This is a genomic window from Hydrogenophaga sp. L76 (assembly GCF_057654755.1).
This window is the reverse complement of the sequence record NZ_CM172807.1, coordinates 3,563,351-3,582,533: the sequence shown is the minus strand read 5'-3', so window position 1 is coordinate 3,582,533 and position 19,183 is coordinate 3,563,351. Positions and strand designations below refer to the sequence as shown.

Annotated in this window: 26 protein-coding genes and 1 tRNA gene; 9 read left to right on the top strand and 18 right to left on the bottom strand. The window is 63.4% G+C overall.

Translation table 11 applies throughout. The features are described 5' to 3' along the window. The first annotated feature begins 128 nt into the window (after window positions 1-128). The 3 genes from AC23D4_RS17530 to AC23D4_RS17520 all read left to right on the top strand — a co-directional run bounded on the left by AC23D4_RS17530 (window position 129) and on the right by AC23D4_RS17520 (window position 2,951). Window positions 129-1,376, top strand: a complete 1,248-nt coding sequence (locus AC23D4_RS17530) for a phenylacetate--CoA ligase family protein (RefSeq protein ID WP_472886852.1) — start codon at window positions 129-131, stop codon at window positions 1,374-1,376. 125 nt (window positions 1,377-1,501) lie between these two features. Continuing rightward, window positions 1,502-2,485 carry a tripartite tricarboxylate transporter substrate-binding protein gene (locus AC23D4_RS17525; protein WP_472886851.1) on the top strand — a complete coding sequence of 328 codons (984 nt, stop codon included), beginning with the start codon at window positions 1,502-1,504 and terminating at the stop codon, window positions 2,483-2,485. A 127-nt stretch (window positions 2,486-2,612) separates the two neighbouring features. Then, window positions 2,613-2,951: a hypothetical protein gene (locus AC23D4_RS17520; RefSeq protein WP_472886850.1), complete on the top strand. Its 339-nt coding sequence runs from the start codon at window positions 2,613-2,615 to the stop codon at window positions 2,949-2,951. Window positions 2,952-3,001: 50 nt separating this feature from the next. On the opposite strand, the gene AC23D4_RS17515 is transcribed toward AC23D4_RS17520, so the two are convergent. After that, entirely contained in the window at window positions 3,002-3,328 is a 327-nt protein-coding gene (locus AC23D4_RS17515) for a DUF1840 domain-containing protein (RefSeq protein WP_472886849.1), read from the bottom strand. A gap of 123 nt (window positions 3,329-3,451) precedes the next feature. On the opposite strand from AC23D4_RS17515, the gene AC23D4_RS17510 reads away from it, so the two are divergent. From AC23D4_RS17510 to AC23D4_RS17485, 6 genes are all read left to right on the top strand, one after another. After that, a complete protein-coding gene (locus AC23D4_RS17510; RefSeq protein ID WP_472886848.1) occupies window positions 3,452-5,842 on the top strand; it encodes a bifunctional salicylyl-CoA 5-hydroxylase/oxidoreductase in 2,391 nt (796 codons plus the stop codon). Between the two features lie 2 nt (window positions 5,843-5,844). After that, window positions 5,845-6,336: a MarR family winged helix-turn-helix transcriptional regulator gene (locus AC23D4_RS17505; RefSeq protein ID WP_472886847.1), complete on the top strand. Its 492-nt coding sequence runs from the start codon at window positions 5,845-5,847 to the stop codon at window positions 6,334-6,336. Between the two features lie 115 nt (window positions 6,337-6,451). Beyond that, complete coding sequence (locus tag AC23D4_RS17500) at window positions 6,452-7,306, top strand: enoyl-CoA hydratase family protein (protein WP_472886846.1); 855 nt, start codon at window positions 6,452-6,454, stop codon at window positions 7,304-7,306. Between the two features lies 1 nt (window position 7,307). Continuing rightward, window positions 7,308-8,510 carry an acyl-CoA dehydrogenase family protein gene (locus tag AC23D4_RS17495; RefSeq protein ID WP_472886845.1) on the top strand — a complete coding sequence of 401 codons (1,203 nt, stop codon included), beginning with the start codon at window positions 7,308-7,310 and terminating at the stop codon, window positions 8,508-8,510. Between the two features lie 134 nt (window positions 8,511-8,644). Next, a complete protein-coding gene (locus tag AC23D4_RS17490; protein ID WP_472886844.1) occupies window positions 8,645-10,297 on the top strand; it encodes an AMP-binding protein in 1,653 nt (550 codons plus the stop codon). A gap of 49 nt (window positions 10,298-10,346) precedes the next feature. After that, entirely contained in the window at window positions 10,347-10,739 is a 393-nt protein-coding gene (locus AC23D4_RS17485; RefSeq protein ID WP_472886843.1) for a RidA family protein, read from the top strand. A gap of 95 nt (window positions 10,740-10,834) precedes the next feature. On the opposite strand, the gene AC23D4_RS17480 is transcribed toward AC23D4_RS17485, so the two are convergent. From AC23D4_RS17480 to rplE, 17 genes are all read right to left on the bottom strand, one after another. Continuing rightward, a tRNA-Met gene (locus AC23D4_RS17480) sits at window positions 10,835-10,911 on the bottom strand. A gap of 17 nt (window positions 10,912-10,928) precedes the next feature. After that, the gene (rplQ, locus tag AC23D4_RS17475) at window positions 10,929-11,324 is read right to left on the bottom strand and encodes a 50S ribosomal protein L17 (RefSeq protein WP_472886842.1); all 396 of its coding nucleotides are present in this window, start codon (window positions 11,322-11,324) and stop codon (window positions 10,929-10,931) included. A gap of 73 nt (window positions 11,325-11,397) precedes the next feature. Further along, the gene (locus AC23D4_RS17470) at window positions 11,398-12,384 is read right to left on the bottom strand and encodes a DNA-directed RNA polymerase subunit alpha (RefSeq protein ID WP_177137294.1); all 987 of its coding nucleotides are present in this window, start codon (window positions 12,382-12,384) and stop codon (window positions 11,398-11,400) included. A 93-nt stretch (window positions 12,385-12,477) separates the two neighbouring features. Then, entirely contained in the window at window positions 12,478-13,101 is a 624-nt protein-coding gene (gene rpsD / locus AC23D4_RS17465; RefSeq protein ID WP_305361025.1) for a 30S ribosomal protein S4, read from the bottom strand. 162 nt (window positions 13,102-13,263) lie between these two features. Beyond that, complete coding sequence (rpsK, locus tag AC23D4_RS17460) at window positions 13,264-13,668, bottom strand: 30S ribosomal protein S11 (protein WP_066091821.1); 405 nt, start codon at window positions 13,666-13,668, stop codon at window positions 13,264-13,266. A gap of 18 nt (window positions 13,669-13,686) precedes the next feature. Further along, complete coding sequence (gene rpsM / locus AC23D4_RS17455) at window positions 13,687-14,052, bottom strand: 30S ribosomal protein S13 (RefSeq protein WP_177137292.1); 366 nt, start codon at window positions 14,050-14,052, stop codon at window positions 13,687-13,689. A 22-nt stretch (window positions 14,053-14,074) separates the two neighbouring features. After that, window positions 14,075-14,188: a 50S ribosomal protein L36 gene (gene rpmJ / locus AC23D4_RS17450; RefSeq protein WP_084236402.1), complete on the bottom strand. Its 114-nt coding sequence runs from the start codon at window positions 14,186-14,188 to the stop codon at window positions 14,075-14,077. A 44-nt stretch (window positions 14,189-14,232) separates the two neighbouring features. Next, window positions 14,233-14,451: a translation initiation factor IF-1 gene (gene infA, locus AC23D4_RS17445; protein WP_305361024.1), complete on the bottom strand. Its 219-nt coding sequence runs from the start codon at window positions 14,449-14,451 to the stop codon at window positions 14,233-14,235. Between the two features lie 9 nt (window positions 14,452-14,460). Then, window positions 14,461-15,780 carry a preprotein translocase subunit SecY gene (secY, locus tag AC23D4_RS17440; protein WP_305361023.1) on the bottom strand — a complete coding sequence of 440 codons (1,320 nt, stop codon included), beginning with the start codon at window positions 15,778-15,780 and terminating at the stop codon, window positions 14,461-14,463. 22 nt (window positions 15,781-15,802) lie between these two features. Next, window positions 15,803-16,234 (bottom strand): 50S ribosomal protein L15, encoded by a 432-nt coding sequence (gene rplO / locus AC23D4_RS17435; protein WP_472886841.1) that lies wholly within the window; start codon window positions 16,232-16,234, stop codon window positions 15,803-15,805. Between the two features lie 16 nt (window positions 16,235-16,250). Next, window positions 16,251-16,433, bottom strand: a complete 183-nt coding sequence (gene rpmD, locus AC23D4_RS17430) for a 50S ribosomal protein L30 (RefSeq protein ID WP_056268982.1) — start codon at window positions 16,431-16,433, stop codon at window positions 16,251-16,253. A gap of 11 nt (window positions 16,434-16,444) precedes the next feature. Continuing rightward, the gene (gene rpsE, locus AC23D4_RS17425; protein WP_305361021.1) at window positions 16,445-16,963 is read right to left on the bottom strand and encodes a 30S ribosomal protein S5; all 519 of its coding nucleotides are present in this window, start codon (window positions 16,961-16,963) and stop codon (window positions 16,445-16,447) included. 18 nt (window positions 16,964-16,981) lie between these two features. After that, window positions 16,982-17,347: a 50S ribosomal protein L18 gene (rplR, locus tag AC23D4_RS17420; protein ID WP_472886840.1), complete on the bottom strand. Its 366-nt coding sequence runs from the start codon at window positions 17,345-17,347 to the stop codon at window positions 16,982-16,984. Window positions 17,348-17,358: 11 nt separating this feature from the next. Further along, on the bottom strand, window positions 17,359-17,892 hold the full coding sequence (rplF, locus tag AC23D4_RS17415) for a 50S ribosomal protein L6 (protein WP_472886839.1): 534 nt from the start codon (window positions 17,890-17,892) through the stop codon (window positions 17,359-17,361). A 23-nt stretch (window positions 17,893-17,915) separates the two neighbouring features. After that, the gene (rpsH, locus tag AC23D4_RS17410; RefSeq protein WP_077329679.1) at window positions 17,916-18,311 is read right to left on the bottom strand and encodes a 30S ribosomal protein S8; all 396 of its coding nucleotides are present in this window, start codon (window positions 18,309-18,311) and stop codon (window positions 17,916-17,918) included. Between the two features lie 18 nt (window positions 18,312-18,329). Then, window positions 18,330-18,635, bottom strand: a complete 306-nt coding sequence (rpsN, locus tag AC23D4_RS17405; RefSeq protein WP_305361018.1) for a 30S ribosomal protein S14 — start codon at window positions 18,633-18,635, stop codon at window positions 18,330-18,332. An 8-nt stretch (window positions 18,636-18,643) separates the two neighbouring features. Further along, window positions 18,644-19,183 carry a 50S ribosomal protein L5 gene (gene rplE / locus AC23D4_RS17400; protein WP_305361017.1) on the bottom strand — a complete coding sequence of 180 codons (540 nt, stop codon included), beginning with the start codon at window positions 19,181-19,183 and terminating at the stop codon, window positions 18,644-18,646.

The window sequence follows — 19,183 nt, the reverse complement described above, 5'->3', positions numbered from 1 at the left end:
CTTGTGATACACCCCCGCGCCGCCTTCGGCGTCACCCCCTCAAGGGGGCAACGCGAGTGGCCCGGCGAAGCCGGTTCCACCGCGTTCCCGGTTTGAGACACCTCTTTCCACCTTTTGTGGTTCTTGACATGACCGACTTCTTCGACGCTCTGGAAACACGCTCCCCTGATCAGCGTGAAGCCGCTCAGATGGCCGCACTGCCCGGCCAGCTGGCCCACGCCAAACAGAACAGCGCGGCGTTCGCCGACATCCTGCGCGACATCGACGTCTCGGCCATCAACAGCCGCGCCGCGCTCACCCGCATTCCCGTCACGCGCAAGAGCGAGCTGCTGGAGCGCCAGAAAGCCAAGCGGCAGCACGATGTCTTTGGCGGCTTCTCGGCGCTGGTGCGGGGCCCGGCCATGTCGCGGGTCTTCGCGTCGCCGGGTCCGATCTACGAACCCGAAGGCGCCACCCGGGATTACTGGCGCGCGGGCCGCGCGTTGTTCGCCGCGGGCTTTCGCTCTGGCGAGCTGGTGCACAACAGCTTCAGCTACCACATGACACCGGGCGCGTTCATCCTGGAGTCGGGCGCGCACGCGGTGGGCTGCACCGTGTTCCCGGCCGGCACCGGCCAGACCGAGCAACAGCTCGAAGCGATGGTGGACCTCAAGCCCGATGCCTACACCGGCACACCGAGCTTCCTGCGCATCCTGCTGGAAAAGGCCAAAGAAGGCGGCTTCGACATCCGCAGCCTGACCAAGGCCTCGGTCGGCGGCGAAGCCTGCCCGCCGAGCCTGACCGCCTGGTTCAAGGAGCAGGGCGTGGACGTGTACCAGACTTACGCCACCGCCGACCTGGGACTGGTGGCCTACGAGACGCAGGCACGCGAAGGCCTGGTGCTCGATGAAGGCGTGATCGTGGAGATCGTGCGCCCGGGCACCGGCACACCCGTGTCCGACGGCGAGGTGGGTGAGCTGGTGGTGACTTCGCTCAACCCGGCTTACCCGCTGATCCGTTTTGGCACCGGCGACCTGTCGGCGATCTTGATCGGCACCTGCCCCACCGGTCGCACCGCGCCGCGCATCAAGGGCTGGATGGGTCGCGCCGACCAGACCACCAAGATCAAGGGCATGTTTGTGCACCCCTCGCAGGTGGCCGAGATCACGCGCCGCTTTCCGCAGGTTCAGAAAGCCCGGCTGGTGGTCAGCGGTGAAATGGCCAACGACCAGATGTGCCTGCAGGTCGAAGCCGTGGAGGTGAACGACAGCCTGCGCGAGCAGCTGGAAGCCGCTATCCGCGAGGTGACCAAGCTGCGCGGCCAGGTGCAGGTGGTGCGCCCGGGCAGCCTGCCCAACGACGGCAAAGTGATCGAGGACGCACGCAGCTACCAGTGAACACCCGTGCCTCCCTCGGGGAAAGCCCGGGTTTACCCCAGAGCCCAGGCTAAGTACTTTCCGCGATTTTCGGCCCGTATTGCGGGGCTACCATGATCGGGTTGATCAACCCCAAGGATGTAACGATGAAAAAGATGCTTGCCTTCGCGCTGACCGCTGCTGTTGCCAGCGGTGCTTTTGCCCAGGCCTTCCCCAGCAAGCCCATCACGCTGGTGGTGCCCTTCGCCGCCGGCGGCCCGACCGATCTGGTGGCCCGCCACCTCGCCGAAGCCTTGCGCAAGCCCATGGGTGGCGCCAACATCGTGGTGGAGAACGCCGCCGGAGCCGGTGGCACGATCGGTGCCACCAAGGTCGCTCGCGCCACGCCCGACGGCCACACCCTGCTGGTCTGGCACATCGGCATGGCAGCCACCACCAGCCTGTACCGCAAGCAGCAGTTCAAGCCGCTGGAAGACTTTGAATACCTGGGCATGATCAACGACGTGCCCATGACCCTGCTGGGCGCGCCCAAGCTGCCCGCCAACACCTACCGCGACTTCGAGAACTACATCAAGGCCAACGGCGGCAAGCTCAACCTGGCCCACGCCGGTCTGGGTTCGGCTTCGCACCTGTGTGGCCTGATGTGGCAGTCGGCCGTCAAGCTCGACAAGTCCATGACCACGATCGCCTACCGCGGCACCGGCCCGGCCATGAACGACCTGATCGGCGGTCAGGTCGACGTGATGTGCGACCAGACCACCAACACCACGAGCCAGATCGAAGCCGGCCGCGTCAAGGCTTTTGCCGTCACCACGGCCAAGTCGCTGTCGGGCCACAAGCTGCTCAAGGACTACCCATCGCTGCAGGAGATGGGCCTCAAGGGCTTCAACCTGACCATCTGGCACGCCTTGTACGCCCCGAAGGGCACGCCGCCCGACGTGACCAAGAAGCTCAACGACGCGCTGCAGGCCGCCCTGAAAGACCCCGAGTTCATCAAGCGGCAGGAGGCCCTGGGCGCCGTGGTCGTGAACGACGCCCGCGTGACCCCCGCAGGCCACAAGGCTTTTGTCGCTGGCGAGATCACCAAGCTCAAGACCGCCATCGACGCCGCCGGCCAGTTCGCCGACTGAACGTGACCCACCCCTGCGGCGCTCTGCGCCGGCCCCTCCAGGGGACGACACCTCCGGACGGGCAAAGCCCGATCCCGGGTGTCACTGGGTGAAGACCTTGCAGCCACCACCCCTCCGGATCCGGGTGGTGGACTCCATCACCGAACTGCAGCCCGCCGACGCGGGCTGCATTGCTTTGAGCGGTTCGCATGGGGGTTTGAACTCGGCCCGCTATGCGCTGGCCGTACGACCGCTGCTGTCGGTGTTCAACGATGCGGGCGTGGGCAAAGACGCGGCGGGCGTTGCCGGCCTGGCGCTGCTGCAGGCGCAGGGGCTGGCCGCCTGCACCGTGTCACACACGAGCGCCTGCATCGGGCAGGCCGCGTCCACACTGGCCTGCGGCGTGGTCAGCCACGCCAACGAGGCGGCACGCGCGCTGGGCATCGTGACAGACCTGCCTCTGCGGTCGCAGCTGCCACACCCTTGAAGACCCGACCCGTCGATTCCCCCTACCAGACGGATCGGCGCTGCGAGGAATCACACCCCCCAGACGATGTCCACCCGGGCCTGCTCGCAGCGCTTGAGCATCTCGATGAACGGTGCGCAGCGCATGCGCAGGCTCACCGACTCAAATTCCGGTGGCAACTCGCCCTGGGCAACGGCTTCGTCCTTCAGCCGCTGCTGCTCGGCCTCTTCGGCCGCGATCGCGTCGTGCAGCGCCCGGACCCCTGCGGCCATTTCATCGGGCTGCAAGATGCCGGGACCCGAAGGGTCTTTGCCCAGGATTTCCAGGACGCGTTTGCCATACGGCTGCAGCATGACAAGATCGCCGGTTTCACGTGATTTAAAGCGGTACAGGGACATGGTCGCCTCCTTGGGTTGATGGATCATTCTTGCATCATCGGCCATGACCGGCCACCGTATGGATCAAGGACATACGGGTTTTCCCGATTGGATGCATTTAATTCAGGTCTAAACTAATTAGACATGAACACCTCAATCCCGGCGCTGCGGCGCATCCTGTGCATCGGTGGTGGCCCCGCGGGCCTGTATTTCGCCCTGCTCATGAAGCGGCGCGACCCCTCGCTCACCGTCACGGTGGTCGAACGCAACCGCCCGTTCGACACCTTCGGCTGGGGCGTGGTGTTCTCCGACCAGACGCTGCAGAACCTGCGCCGCGCCGACCCGGAGTCGGCGCAGCAGATGGCCGACGCCTTCAACCACTGGGACGACATCGAGGTGTTCTACAAGGGCGGACGCGTGCGCTCCTCCGGCCACGGCTTCATCGGTATCGGCCGCAAGCGTCTGCTCAACATCCTGCAGGAGCGCTGCCTGGCGCTGGGCGTGGACCTGGTGTTCGAGACCGACGTGACCGATGACCAGGCGCTCGCGCAGCAGTACAGCGCCGACCTCGTGATCGCCAGCGACGGCCTGAACAGCCGCATCCGCACGCGCTACGAGGCCACCTACCAGCCCGACATCGACACCCGCAAATGCCGCTTCGTCTGGCTCGGCACCCAGAAGACCTTTGACGCCTTCACCTTCGCCTTCGAACAGACCGAACACGGCTGGTTCCAGGCGCATGCCTACAAGTTCGATGATCAAACCTCGACCTTCATCGTCGAGACGCCCGAAGACGTGTGGCAGGCCCACGGTATCGACACCATGAGCCAGGAGGACGGTGTGGCCTTCTGCGAAAAGCTGTTCGCGAAATACCTCGATGGCAATGCCCTGATCAGCAATGCCAAACACCTGCGCGGCTCGGCCAACTGGATCCGCTTTCCCCGCGTGATCTGCCAGACCTGGGTGCACTGGCAGGACATCGCAGGCAAAAACACACCCATTGTTCTCATGGGCGACGCCGCACACACCGCGCACTTCTCCATCGGCAGCGGCACCAAGCTCGCGCTGGAAGACGCCATCGACCTGGCCGACGAATTCCGCGATGCGGCTGGGCGCAGCGAATCGATGGAGGAAGTGCTGAAAGGCTACGAGGCACGCCGCAGCGTGGAGGTGCTGAAGATCCAGAACGCGGCGCGCAACTCCACCGAGTGGTTTGAGAACGTGGACCGTTACACCGGCATGGACATCCAGCAGTTCGCCTACTCGCTGCTCACGCGCAGCCAGCGCATCAGCCACGAAAACCTGCGCCTGCGCGATCCGCAGTGGCTGGAAGGGTATGAGGCCTGGCTGGAGCACCAGGCGCGGCCTGGTGCCACCGTCGGCCGCCATCCCACGCCACCCATGCTGCTGCCGCTGACCGTGCGCGGACTGACGCTGAAGAACCGCATCGTCGTCTCGCCCATGGCGCAATACAGTGCCACCGACGGCGTGGCCGGCGACTACCATCTGGTGCACTTGGGCGCGCGCGCTCTGGGCGGCGCGGCGCTGGTGATGGTGGAGATGACCAGCCCGACGCCCGAGGGCCGCATCACCCCGGGTTGCCCCGGCCTGTGGAACGACGAACAACAGGCGGCCTTCGCATGCATCGCGGATTTCGTGCACAACAGCAGCAGCGCAAAGATCGGTCTCCAGCTCGGCCACAGCGGTGCCAAGGGTTCGACCCAGCTCGGCTGGGAACAGATCGACGAACCGCTGCCCAGCGGCAACTGGCCGCTGCTCTCGGCCAGCGCCGTGCCTTACGGTCCACAGAACCAGGTGCCCAGCGCCATGACCCGCGCCGACATGGACGCGATGACGGCGGCCTTTGTCGAGTCCACCCGGCGCGCCGCCGCCGCGGGCTTCGACTGGCTCGAACTGCACTGCGCCCACGGCTACCTGCTCTCGGCCTTCATCTGCCCGCTCACCAATGAGCGCACCGACGACTACGGTGGCTCGCTGGAGAACCGCTGCCGCTACCCGCTGGAAGTGTTCGCCGCCATGCGCGCCGCGTGGCCGGCCGACAAACCCATGAGCGTGCGCATTTCGGCACACGACTGGGCACCCGGCGGCAACACGCCCGACGACGCGGTGGCCATGGCCCGGCTGTTCAAGGCCGCCGGCTGCGACGTGATCGACGTGTCTTCGGGTCAGACCACGCGCCAGGCCAAACCGGTCTATGGCCGCATGTACCAGACACCGTTCGCCGACCGCGTGCGCAACGAAGCCGGCATCCTCACCATGGCCGTGGGCGCCATCACCGAGGCCGACCACGCCAACAGCATCATCGGCGCCGGCCGCGCCGACCTCTGCGCCGTGGCCCGGGCCCACCTGGCCGACCCGGCCTGGACGCTGCACGAAGCGGCCAAACTGCAGACCCGCGCCATTGAATGGCCGCGCCCCTACGAAAGCGGGCGCGACCAGCTCTACCGCGAGGTCGCGCGCCAGCAGACCATGCAAGGCAGCGTCGCCACACCGGACCCCGCCGAGGCCCCATGAGCATGAACCCCGACACCCTCGATCTCGAAGCCCGCGCCCACAGCGAACACGCGCACGAACTGCGTCTGTGGCTGCGGCTGCTGACCTGCTCGCAGCTGATCGAAAAACGCGTGCGCACGGGCCTGCGGGAAAACTTCGACACCACCCTGCCGCGCTTCGACCTCATGGCCCAACTGGAACGCCACCCCGAGGGCCTGAAGATGAAGGAGCTCTCGCACCGGCTCATGGTCACGGGGGGCAACGTCACCGGCATCACCGACCAGCTGGTGGCCGAAGGTCTGGTGGAGCGCGTGGGCGTCGATGGCGACCGGCGCGCCTTTCGCGTTCGACTGACCGACCACGGCCGCGAGCAGTTTGTCGACATGGCCCGGCAACACGAACAATGGATCGTGGCAGCCTTTGAAGGCCTGAGCGCCCGCGATCTCGACAACCTGCACAAACTGCTGGGCAAGGTCAAACAACACCAGCTCGACATCAACCAGGGGGGCGAATGACCCCCCTGCGCCGCTTCGCGTCTTCCCCCCAAGGGGGGACCACACCCACGGCCTGGCAAAGCCAGTTCCGTGGTGTGTCTTGCCAAGACACCCACCCCGACATGGACCTCGCCCTATGAAACACCCCATCCCCGACCACAACCCCATGCATGGCCAGTACAGCGCCATGGCCGACACCACGCCGCAACACTTTGCCCTCAGCGTCAGCGAAGGCGTGGCCACCGTCACGCTCAACCGCCCCGAGCGCAAGAACCCGCTGACGTTCGACTCCTACGCCGAGCTGCGCGACTGGTTCCTGGCCCTGCAGCGCGCCACCGACATCAAGGCCGTGGTGCTCACCGGTGCGGGCGACAACTTCTGCTCGGGCGGCGACGTGCACGAGATCATCGGTCCGCTCACCAAGATGAGCATGCCCGAGCTGCTGGCCTTCACCCGCATGACGGGCGCGCTGGTGAGCGCCATGCGCGCCTGCCCGCAGCCCATCGTGGCCGCGCTCGACGGCGTGTGCGCGGGGGCCGGCGCGATGATGGCCCTGGCTTCGGACCTGCGCCTGGGCACACCGGCTGCCACCGTGGCCTTCCTGTTCACCCGCGTCGGCCTGGCCGGTGCCGACATGGGCGCCTGCGCCTTGCTGCCGCGCATGATCGGCCAGGGCCGGGCGAGCGAGCTGCTGTTCACCGGCCGCGCCATGTCGGCCACCGAAGGCCAGGCCTGGGGCTTCTTCAATGCGCTGCACGAGAGCGCCGCGCTGCTACCAGCGGCGCACAAGCTCGCGGCCCAGCTAGCCCAAGGCCCCACCTTCGCCCACGGCATGACCAAGACCATGCTGCACCAGGAGTGGGCCATGACGCTGGACCAGGCCATCGAAGCCGAAGCCCAGGCCCAGGCCATCTGCATGCAGACACAGGACTTCCGCCGCGCCTACGAGGCGTTCGCCTCCAAGCAGCGCCCGGTTTTTGAGGGCGACTGAGATGGTCGCCTTCGAACACCCCCACCCGCACGGCGCGCTGGCGCCGACCGCGCACCTCGAACTGCCTTTCTTCGACGACGCCCACCGCGCACTCGCCAACGGCCTCGTGGCCTGGACGCACGAACAGAAGGTGGACGAGTCCGACGACCGCGCCGCCTGCAAAGAATGGGGGCATCGCCTGGGTGCGGCCGGCTGGCTGCGTTACTGCGTGCCCGAAGCCCACGGCGGCGCCCTGCCCGAGCTGGACTCGCGCGCGCTCGTGATCCTGCGCGAGACCCTGGCCTACCACTCTCCCCTGGCCGATTTCGCCTTCGCCATGCAGGGACTGGGCAGCGGCGCGATCACGCTTGCCGGCACGCCAGCGCAGCAGGCCCGCTACCTGAGCGCGGTGGCCACGGGCGAGAAGATTGCCGCCTTTGCGCTCAGCGAGCCGGAAGCCGGCTCCGATGTGGCCGCCATGGCCACGCAGGCGGTGCAGACCGGCAGCGGCTGGGCGCTCAACGGCTGCAAAACCTGGATCAGCAACGGCGATCTGGCCGACTTCTATGTGGTGTTTGCCAAGACCGACCCCGGCGCGGGTGCGCGCGGCATCAGCGCCTTCATCGTGGACGCCGGCACACCGGGCCTGGACAGCAGCGCGCACATCCAGGTGATGGCACCGCACCCGCTGGCCACACTCACTTTCACAGACTGCCAAATCGGTGCAGAGGCATTGGTGGGCCCCGTCAACGGCGGCTTCAAGCTCGCCATGCGGACGCTCGACATCTTCCGCGCCTCGGTGGCAGCGGCCGCACTGGGCATGGCGCGTCGCGCGTTTGCCGAAGCCGTGACCCACGCCAAGACGCGCAAGATGTTCGGCCAGACCCTGGGGGACTTCCAGCTCACGCAGGCGAAGCTCGGCGAGATGAGCGCGCTCATCGACGCCGCCGCCCTGTTGACCTACCGCGCCGCCTGGCAACGCGACTGCAGCGCCACTCAGGGCGCGGGCACACCGGCCTACACCGCAGCGGCCGCCAGCGCCAAGCTCACCGCCACCGAGAACGCCCAGCGCGTGATCGACATGGCGCTGCAGATGTTCGGCGGACGCGGCGTGCAGGTGGGCCAGACCATCGAGCACCTCTACCGCGACATCCGTTCGCTGCGCATTTACGAAGGCGCGAGCGAGGTGCAGTTGCTCATCCTTGGCAAAAACGCATTGAAATGAAACACCCCCGCCGCGCTTCGCGCGCCCTCCATAAGTGGGCAATGCCTGCGCCCCGGCCAAGCCGGTTCCGTGGCATTTCCGGGTTTGGGCATGTCGCGCCGGTCGCGAATGCAGACTGAGTACAGGAGACCCACATGCCATCTGCACAAACTGATCGATTCGTTCACGACCGCCTGCCCCCGCCCGAACAGTGGCCGGAGCTGCGCTACGACCTGCCCGAGTTGCAGTTGCCCGCGCAACTCAACGCGGTACAGACCCTGTTTGACCGCGCCTTCGCCCAGGGGCATGCCCATCGACCGCTGTTTCGCAGCGACGAACGCACGCTCACCTACGCCGAGGCCCGCGCCGAAGTGAACCGGATGGCCCATGTGCTGACGCACGATCTGGGACTGATCCCCGGCAACCGCGTGCTGCTGCGGGGTGGCAACTCCATCGCCATGGCGCTGGCCTGGCTCGCCGTCGTGCAGTCCGGCCTGATCGCCGTGGCCACGATGCCCCTGTTGCGCGCGGTGGAACTGCAAGCCGTCATCGCCAAGGCCCGGCCCAGTGCCGCGCTGTGCGATGTGAAGCTGCAGGACGAACTCAGGACCGCGCTGGCCGCCGACCCCGACACTGCGCCCCTGCCCGTGCGCCTGTTCAACACTGGCGACGCGGCGGTGGTACTGCCCGATTCACTGGAAGCCCTGGCGCGCCACCAACCCGCCGACGCCACACCGCCCTGCCCAACGAGCAGCGATGACATCGCCCTGCTGGCCTTCACCTCGGGCACCACCGGTAAACCCAAGGCCGCCGTGCACACCCACCGCGACCTGATCGCGGCCTGCGAGACCTGGCCGCGCCACGTTTTGCGAGCCACTCCCGACGACATCGTCATGGGCTCGCCTCCGCTGGCGTTCACCTTTGGCCTGGGTGGCCTGCTGGTGTTCCCCATGTATGCGGGCGCATCCGTTTATTTTCCCAGCATCCCCTACACGCCCGAGGCGATGGTGGTGCTGATGAACCGGGTGGGTGCCACCATCTGCTACACCGCACCCACCTTCTACCGACAGATGGCCGCGTTCGCGAAGCAGCACGGCATCGGCGAGTTGCGTCTCAGCGTGAGCGCGGGCGAGGGCCTGCCCGACGCCACACGACAGCTGTGGAAAGAAGCCAGTGGTCTTGAGATGCTCGACGGCATCGGCGCCACCGAGATGTTCCACATCTTCATCTCCTCCGCGCCCGAAAGCGTCAAGCGGGGCGCCATTGGGCAGGTCGTGCCTGGCTACGAAGCCCGGATCGTGGACGAGGCGGGTCAGGAAGTCCCCCGCGGCCAGGTGGGTCGGCTGGCGGTCAAAGGGCCGACCGGTTGCCGCTACCTCGACGATGTGCGGCAGGCGCAGTACGTGCAGGACGGCTGGAACTACCCCGGTGATGCCTTCAGCCAGGACGCCGACGGCTATTTCATCTACCAGGCGCGCACCGACGACATGATCATCACCGCCGGCTACAACGTGGCCGGCCCCGAAGTCGAGGCCGCCTTGCTGCAACACCCCGCAGTCGCCGAATGTGGCGTGGTCGGACGCCCCGATGATGAACGCGGCATGGTGATCGTGGCCTATGTGGTGCTCAAGCCCGGCGAGACGGGCGACGCCGCGCAGGTCAAGGCGCTGCAGGACCATGTGAAACACACGCTCGCCCCCTACAAATACCCCCGCGATGTACTCTTTGTGACGCAGCTCCCGCGCACCGAAACGGGCAAGCTGCAGCGATTCGCGCTGCGCAAGCTCGCCACCGAATCAGGCGCCTGAAATGGGCATCTGTCAGATCCGATCCACCCCAACAACACCCACCACCCCCATGAAAATCCTGCAACCGCCCGGCTGGGCCACCCCCAAGGGATACGCCAACGGCGTGGCAGCCCGCGGCACGCTGGTGTTTGTCGGTGGGCAAATCGGCTGGAACAGCGAACAGGTGTTCGAGTCCGACGACTTCATCGCCCAGACCCGCCAGGCGCTGTTGAACATCCATGCCGTGCTCGCCTGCGCCGGCGCCGGGCCAGAACACATGGTGCGCATGACCTGGTATATCGTCGACCGGGTGGAGTACAACGACCGACTGCGTGAACTCGGCACCGTGTACCGCGAAGTGATGGGGAAAAACTTCCCGGCCATGACCTGCGTTGAGGTGAGCGCTCTGGTGGAAGAGCGGGCCAAGATCGAGATCGAAGTGACAGCGGTTCTTCCGGATTGATACCGCAGACGAACGTCGGGCTGCACAAGGCGAGCGCAGAAACAACAAAGCCCGCTGAAGCGGGCTTTGTTGAGGAACTCTGGCAAGTTCCGGATTGGTTGCGGAGGCAAGATTTGAACTTGCGACCTTTGGGTTATGAGCCCAACGAGCTACCAGGCTGCTCCACTCCGCGTCAAGCCTTGTATTCTATCACGCTTTGGCGTCGTCTGCCACCGGAGCGGCATCTTCTGCCCGGTCGACCAGTTCGACCAGCGCCATGGGTGCATTGTCACCCACGCGGTACCCCATTTTGAGAATGCGGGTATAGCCACCGGGACGTGCGGCAAAGCGCGGACCCAGTTCATTGAACAGTTTGACGACCACATCGCGGTCGCGCAGGCGGTCAAACGCCAGACGGCGGTTGGCCACGGTGGCCACTTTGGCCAGGGTGATCATGGGTTCAACCACGCGGCGCAGCTCTTTGGCCTTGGGCACCGTGGTCTTGATGACTTCGTGCGTGAGCAGCGAGTTCATCATGTTGCGCAGCATGGCGAGGCGGTGCTCGCTGGTGCGGTTGAGTTTGCGAAGTCCGTGTCCGTGACGCATGGTGAGTTCCTTTCAGTGTTTTGCCTCCAGCCGTATCAGGTACTGGAGGTTCGTCAGACGGGTGTCGACGAGTTCAGTGTTTGTCGAGACCAGCCGGCGGCCAGTTTTCGAGCTTCATGCCCAAGGTCAGGCCGCGCGAAGCGAGCACTTCCTTGATTTCGTTGAGCGACTTGCGACCCAGGTTGGGGGTCTTGAGCAGCTCGTTCTCGGTGCGCTGGATCAGGTCACCGATGTAATAGATGTTTTCTGCCTTGAGGCAGTTGGCCGAACGCACGGTGAGTTCAAGCTCGTCCACCGGACGCAGCAGGATCGGATCGAACTGCTGCGAGCTGCGCTGGGCAGGCGCGTCGAATGCCGACAGTTCCACGCCTTCGAGCTGAGCGAACACCGCCAGCTGCTCCACCAGGATCTTGGCCGAAGCACGAACGGCTTCTTCAGGACCGATGGAACCGTTGGTTTCGATTTCCAGAACCAGCTTGTCGAGGTCGGTGCGCTGTTCAACGCGGGCGCTCTCGACGGTGTAGCTCACGCGCCTCACGGGCGAGAACGAAGCGTCCAGCACAATGCGGCCGAGTGAACGCGACTGGTCGTCGTTGCGACGCAGGCTGCCCGGCACGTAACCACGGCCTTTTTCGACCTTGATCTGCATGTCCAGCTTGGCGCCGGCCGACAGGGTGGCAATGACGTGGCCGGGGTTGACGATCTCGACGTCGTGCGGCGTCTGGATGTCAGCCGCCGTGACCAAGCCTTCGCCGTCCTTGCGCAGGCTCAAGGTGACTTCGTCGCGGTTGTGCAGCTTGAAGACCACGCCCTTGAGGTTGAGCAACATGTTGACAACATCTTCCTGCACGCCGTCGATGGAAGAGTACTCGTGCACCACCCCAGCGATGGTGACTTCGGTGGGCGCATGGCCGGTCATGGACGACAACAGCACGCGACGCAATGCGTTGCCCAGCGTGTGCCCGTAGCCGCGCTCAAAGGGCTCCAGGGTCACTTTGGCGCGATTGGTCGAAATTTGCTCGACGTTGATGGTTTTGGGCTTGAGCAGATTGTTCAGCATTCAGACTTCCTTCAGTACCCTCGGCTCGTTACACCGATAAGGCAGACGGAGCATGGCCCGGCCGCTGCCATGAAGCAGTGACCGGGAACGAAATTAACGGGAATACAGTTCGACGATCAGCGATTCGTTGACGTCGGAGGCGAATTCGTCGCGGTCAGGCGACTTCTTGAACACGCCTTCAGCCTTGTCGACCGACACGTCGACCCAGGCCGGGAAACCGATCTGTTTGGCCAGTTCCAGCGCCTCGATCACGCGGGCCTGCTTCTTCGACTTCTCGCGCACGGCGATGACATCACCGGCCTTGACCGAGTAGGAAGGGATGTTGACCGATTGCCCATTGACGGTGATCGCCTTGTGCGACACGATCTGGCGCGCTTCAGCGCGGGTGGAGGCAAAGCCCATGCGGAAGACCACGTTGTCGAGACGCGCTTCGAGGAGGAACAACAGGTTGGCGCCGGTGTTGCCACGGCGGCGATCGGCTTCAGCGAAGTAGCGGCGGAACTGGCGCTCCAGAACGCCATAGGTGCGCTTGACCTTCTGCTTCTCGCGCAGCTGCACGCCGAAATCGGAGGTGCGCTGACCCGAGGTGCGGCCATGCTGACCGGGCTTGGAATCAAATTTGGCCTTGTCGCTGATCGAGCGGCGGGCGCTCTTGAGCAACAGGTCAGAGCCTTCACGGCGGGAAAGTTTGGCCTTGGGGCCGAGGTAACGTGCCACTTTGGGTTCCTTGAGTTGTCTGCCGCAACCGGCATCGCGAAGAGGCCATTGCGGGAGCCATTCCCTGAACGGGATGGCGGTGGGCTTAGCAAAAATGCCACCGCAGAGACTGCGGTGGCGCTGAAAAAAGCTTTTGATTATACCGCGCTCGGCGGTACGGCGTCAGATGCGCCGGCGCTTCTGCGGGCGGCAGCCGTTGTGAGGCACGGGCGTCACATCGGCGATCGAGTTGATGCGGATGCCGAGGGCACCCAGAGCACGAACCGAAGATTCGCGACCAGGACCTGGGCCCTTGATCTCGACGTCCAGGTTCTTGATGCCCTGCTCGATGGCAGCACGACCAGCCACCTCGGAAGCCACCTGGGCGGCAAAGGGTGTCGACTTGCGCGAACCCTTGAAACCTTGGCCACCCGACGAAGCCCAGGACAATGCATTGCCCTGGCGGTCGGTGATGGTGATGATGGTGTTGTTGAACGAAGCGTGCACGTGGGCAATGCCGTCGGCAATGTTCTTGCGGACTTTCTTGCGGACGCGTGCGGATGCGGCGCTGTTGGGTGACTTAGCCATGAGGGTCCTTCAAACCGTTTATTTCTTCAGCGACTGGGCTGCCTTGCGCGGTCCCTTGCGGGTGCGGGCATTGGTCTTGGTGCGCTGACCGCGCACTGGCAGGCCACGGCGGTGGCGGAAACCACGGTAGCAACCAATGTCCATCAAACGCTTGATGTTCATGGTCGTTTCGCGGCGCAGATCGCCTTCGATCGTGAAAACGCCAACCTGGTCACGGACTTTTTCGAGTTCCGCGTCGGTCAGGTCCTTGATTTTCTTGGCGTAGTCGATGCCGCAGGCTTCACAAATCTTGCGAGCGCGGGTACGACCAATGCCAAAAATTGCCGTCAAGCCGATTTCGGCGTGCTTGTGCGGCGGAATGTTGATGCCTGCAATACGAGCCATGATGTTCCTCTAAACGAACCGATCAGCCTTGACGCTGTTTGTGACGGGGATCGGTGCAGATGACTCGCACAATCCCGTGACGCTTGATGATCTTACAGTTGCGGCACATTTTCTTGACCGAAGCTGAAACTCTCATAGTTTTCTCCTAGATATTCCAAAATTTCTCAAAACAACCGCTCATTACTTCGATCGGAAAACAATCCGTGCCCGGGTCAGGTCGTAGGGCGTGAGCTCCACTTTGACCTTGTCACCCGGCAGGATACGGATGTAATGCATCCTCATCTTGCCGGAGATATGCCCCAGGACCACATGGCCATTTTCCAGCTTGACCCTGAAAGTTGCGTTGGGCAGGTTTTCAATCACCTCGCCCTGCATCTCGATCACATCGTCCCTGGACATACGGCCAAATCAGTTGCCAACGGAAGTTTTGAAGTTAGCCTTTTTCAGCAGCGATTCATATTGCTGCGACATCATGTAGTTCTGTACCTGGGCCATGAAGTCCATGGTGACCACCACAATGATCAGCAGGGAGGTGCCGCCAAAATAGAACGGTACGTTGTACTTCAGGATCAGAAACTCCGGCAACAGACACACCGCGGTGATGTAGATCGCACCGACGAAAGTCAGTCGCAACAGAATCTTGTCGATATAGCGCGCCGTCTGGTCACCCGGGCGAATGCCGGGAATGAATGCGCCGCTCTTCTTCAGGTTGTCAGCCGTTTCACGGCTGTTGAATACCAGCGCCGTGTAGAAGAAGCAGAAAAAGATGATCGCAGCGGCGTACAGGGCCACATAGATCGGCTGACCGGGCGACAGGGCCGAAGCAATGTCACGCAACCAGCGTGTGGAGTCACCGGTGCTCACCCAGCTCACCACCGTGGTGGGCAGCAGGATGATGCTCGATGCAAAGATCGGTGGAATCACGCCAGCCATGTTCAGCTTGAGCGGCAGGTGTGACGACTGTCCGCCGTAGACCTTGTTGCCCACCTGACGGCGCGCGTAGTTCACCAGTATCTTGCGTTGTCCGCGTTCGACAAACACCACGAAGTATGTGACCAGAATCACCAGCGCGATGATGAAAATCGACACCAGAATGTTCATCGCACCGGTGCGCACCAGTTCAAGCAAGCCGCCAATGGCACTTGGCAGACCGGCGGCAATGCCTGCGAAAATCAGGATCGAGATGCCGTTGCCCAGACCGCGCTCGGTGATCTGCTCACCCAGCCACATCAGGAACATCGTTCCCGCCACCAGACTGACCACGGCCGTCAGACGGAACGCCATGCCGGGGTCGATGACGAGGCCCTGTTGACCCTCCAGCGCGAGGGCAATACCCATCGACTGAAAGATGGCCAGACCCAGCGTTCCGTAGCGGGTGTAGGAGGTGATCTTGCGACGGCCGGCTTCGCCCTCTTTCTTCAGCTGCTCAAACGTGGGAACCACGTAAGTCATGAGCTGCATGATGATGGACGCCGAGATGTACGGCATGATCCCCAGCGCGAACACGGTGAACCGTGACAAGGCGCCACCAGAGAACATGTTGAACAGGCTCAGAATGCCGCCTGCCTGGCCCTTGAACAGCTGTTCCAGTTGCGCAGGATCAATCCCGGGCACGGGAATGTGTGCCCCGACGCGGTAGACCACCAAGGCCAGCAACAGGAACACCAGTCGGCGACGCAGGTCGCCGAACTTGCCTGTTTTGGCCAGAGTTGCGGATCCAGTTGCCACGGTAACCTTCGTTTGCGTCCGTTTAGACCAGGGAGCCGCCAGCGGCTTCGATCGCCTGCTTCGCACCGGCGGTGGCGCCGATGTTCTTCAGGGTCACGGCGCGGGTGATTTCACCGGTCTTGATGACCTTGACGCGCTTGGCCAGGTTGGCCACGAGGCCAGCTTGCTTCAACACCAGGATGTCGACTTCAGCCACGTCGAGCGCGCTGATATCGGTCAGCGTGACTTCAGCATTGAACTGGAGCAAAGCCGACTTGAACCCGCGCTTGGGCAGACGGCGCTGCAGTGGCATTTGACCGCCTTCGAAGCCCACCTTGTGGTAGCCGCCCGAACGCGATTTCTGGCCCTTGTGGCCACGACCGGCGGTCTTACCCAGACCGGAGCCGATGCCACGGCCGACACGGCGCTTGGAATGCTTGGCGCCTTCAGAAGGCTTGATGGTATTGAGTTCCATGACGTGCGCCTGTTCTTCAGAGTACTTTGACCAGGTAGCTGATCTTGTTGATCATGCCGCGAACTGCCGGGGTGTCCTGCAATTCGCTGGTGCTGTTGAGCTTGCGCAGGCCCAGGCCGCGCACGGTGTCGCGGTGCGACTGCTTGGTTCCAATGGGGCTGCGCACCAGTTGAACCTTGACGGTGTTTTGTGTGGTCATGATCGTTCCAATCAGCCCAGAATTTCTTCTACCGACTTGCCGCGCTTGGCAGCAACGTCAGAAGGCGTGGTCGAATTCTTCAGTGCGTCCAGCGTGGCACGCACCAGGTTGTAGGGGTTGCTTGAACCGTGGCTCTTGGCCACGACATCGGTGATGCCCAACACTTCGAACACGGCACGCATCGGGCCGCCAGCGATGATGCCGGTACCTTTGGAGGCCGGCAACATCATCACGTTGGAAGCGCCATGTTCACCGTGCACGCTGTGGTGCAGCGAACCGTTCTTGAGCGAGACCTTGATCATGTTGCGGCGTGCCTTTTCCATGGCCTTTTGCACTGCCACCGGAACTTCCTTGGCCTTGCCTTTGCCCATGCCGACGCGGCCATCACCATCACCAACCACGGTCAGCGCTGCGAAACCGAGAATGCGACCGCCCTTGACCACCTTGGTCACGCGGTTGATCGCGATCATCTTCTCGCGCAAACCGTCGTCGCTTGCTTCGTTCTTTACATTAGCCGTAAATTTAGCCATTTTGTGTATTCCGTTTGATCAGAACTGCAGACCGGCTTCGCGGGCCGCGTCTGCCAGGGCTTTCACCCGGCCGTGGTAAGCAAAACCCGAGCGGTCAAAGGCGACCTTCTCGATGCCGGCAGCCTTCGCCTTTTCAGCGATGCGCTTGCCGACCAGTTGGGCGGCCGAGGTGTTGCCACCTTTGCCAGCACCACCGATCTGTGCCCGCACTTCGGCTTCGGCCGTGGAGGCGGTGGCCAGCACTTTGGTGCCGTCGTCGGAAATGACGCTGGCGTAGATGTGCAGGTTGGTGCGGTTCACGGTCAGGCGGACGGCGCCTTGCTGCGCAATGCGGATGCGCGTCTGACGGGCCCGGCGGAGACGTTGCTCTTTTTTCGTCAACATGATCCTGATCCTTATTTCTTCTTGGTTTCCTTGATCACGACCTTCTCATCCGAATAACGGATGCCCTTGCCCTTGTAAGGCTCGGGAGGGCGCACAGCGCGCACTTCGGAAGCGATCTGGCCCACGCGCTGACGATCAGAACCCTTGATCAGGATTTCGGTCGGCGTCGGGGTTTCCACCTTGATACCAGCGGGCATGTCCATCACCACAGGGTGGGAGTAGCCAACAGTGAGGTTGAGCTTGGTGCCCTGAGCCTGGGCTTTGTAGCCCACGCCAAGCAGGGTGAGCTTCTTCTCGAAACCCTTGCTCACACCATTGACCATGTTGTTCACCAGCTGACGCATGGTGCCGGACATGGCATTGGCTTCGCGGGATTCGTTCACCGGGGTGAACGACAGCGAGCCAGCGTTGTTTTCGACCTTCACCAGCGCGTTTTGCGCCAGCGCCAGGGCACCCAGCGCACCCTTGACGTTGATCAGGTCGTCTTTGACGGCCACTTCCACCCCAGCGGGGACGGTGACCGGTTGTTTACCAATACGTGACATTCAGATACTCCTCAATGCCCGCATCAGGCGACGTAACACAGGACTTCACCACCGACACCGGTGGCGCGGGCCTTGCGATCGGTCATCACACCCTGCGGTGTGGTGACGATGGCCACACCCAGACCGTTCTGGACCTGGGGGATGGCGTTGCGGCCACGGTAGACACGCAGGCCGGGACGGCTCACGCGCTCGATGCGCTCGATCACGGGACGGCCGGCGTAGTACTTGAGAGCGATCTCAAGTTCGTTCTTGCCGTCGTTGCTCTTGACCTGGAATCCGTCGATGTAGCCTTCGTCCTTCAGGACTTGGGCAATTGCGGCTTTGACCTTGGAGGCCGGCATCGTCACGCTGGCCTTTTCGACCATCTGCGCGTTGCGGATGCGGGTCAACATGTCAGCAATAGGATCACTCATGCTCATTTGTGGTTCTCCTAGGGCTTACCAGCTGGCTTTGGTGATGCCGGGGATTTCACCGGCAAACGCCATCTCACGGACCTTGGCACGGGCCAAGCCGAAATGGGCGAAGGTGCCACGCGGACGGCCCGTGATCTCGCAGCGGTTGCGCTGACGGGTCGGGTTCGCATTGCGGGGCAGCTTTTGCAGCGCCTGGCGGGCCGCATCGCGCTCTTCGTCAGAGTGCTTGGCGCTGGTCGAAATCGACTTCAGCTCAGCGTATTTTTTGGCGAACTTGGCCGCGAGTTTTTCGCGCTTGAGTTCACGTTGCAGTAGTGCTTGTTTAGCCACGCGCCACCTCAGTTCTTGAACGGGAAACGGAAACCGACCAAAAGAGCCTTGCACTCTTCATCGTTCTTGGCGGTTGTCGTGATGCTGACGTTGAGGCCGCGCAAGGCATCCACCTTGTCGTACTCGATCTCAGGGAAGATGATCTGCTCTTTGACGCCGATGTTGTAGTTACCGCGGCCATCAAACGCCTTGCCGGAAATACCACGGAAGTCACGCACCCGGGGCAAGGCCACGGTGACGAAACGGTCGAGGAATTCGTACATGCGGGCACCGCGCAGGGTGACCATGCAGCCGATAGGCTGCTGCTCACGGATCTTGAAACCCGCGATGGCCTTGCGGGCCTTGGTCACCACCGGCTTCTGGCCAGCGATTTTGGTCAGGTCGCCCACGGCGTTGTCCATGACTTTTTTGTCGGCAACCGCCTCGCTCACACCCATGTTGAGCGTGATCTTGGTGATGCGCGGCACTTCCATGACCGATTTGTAGCCGAACTTCTCGACCAAAGCGGGCGCGATCTTGTCGCGGTAGATTTCTTGCAAGCGTGTCAT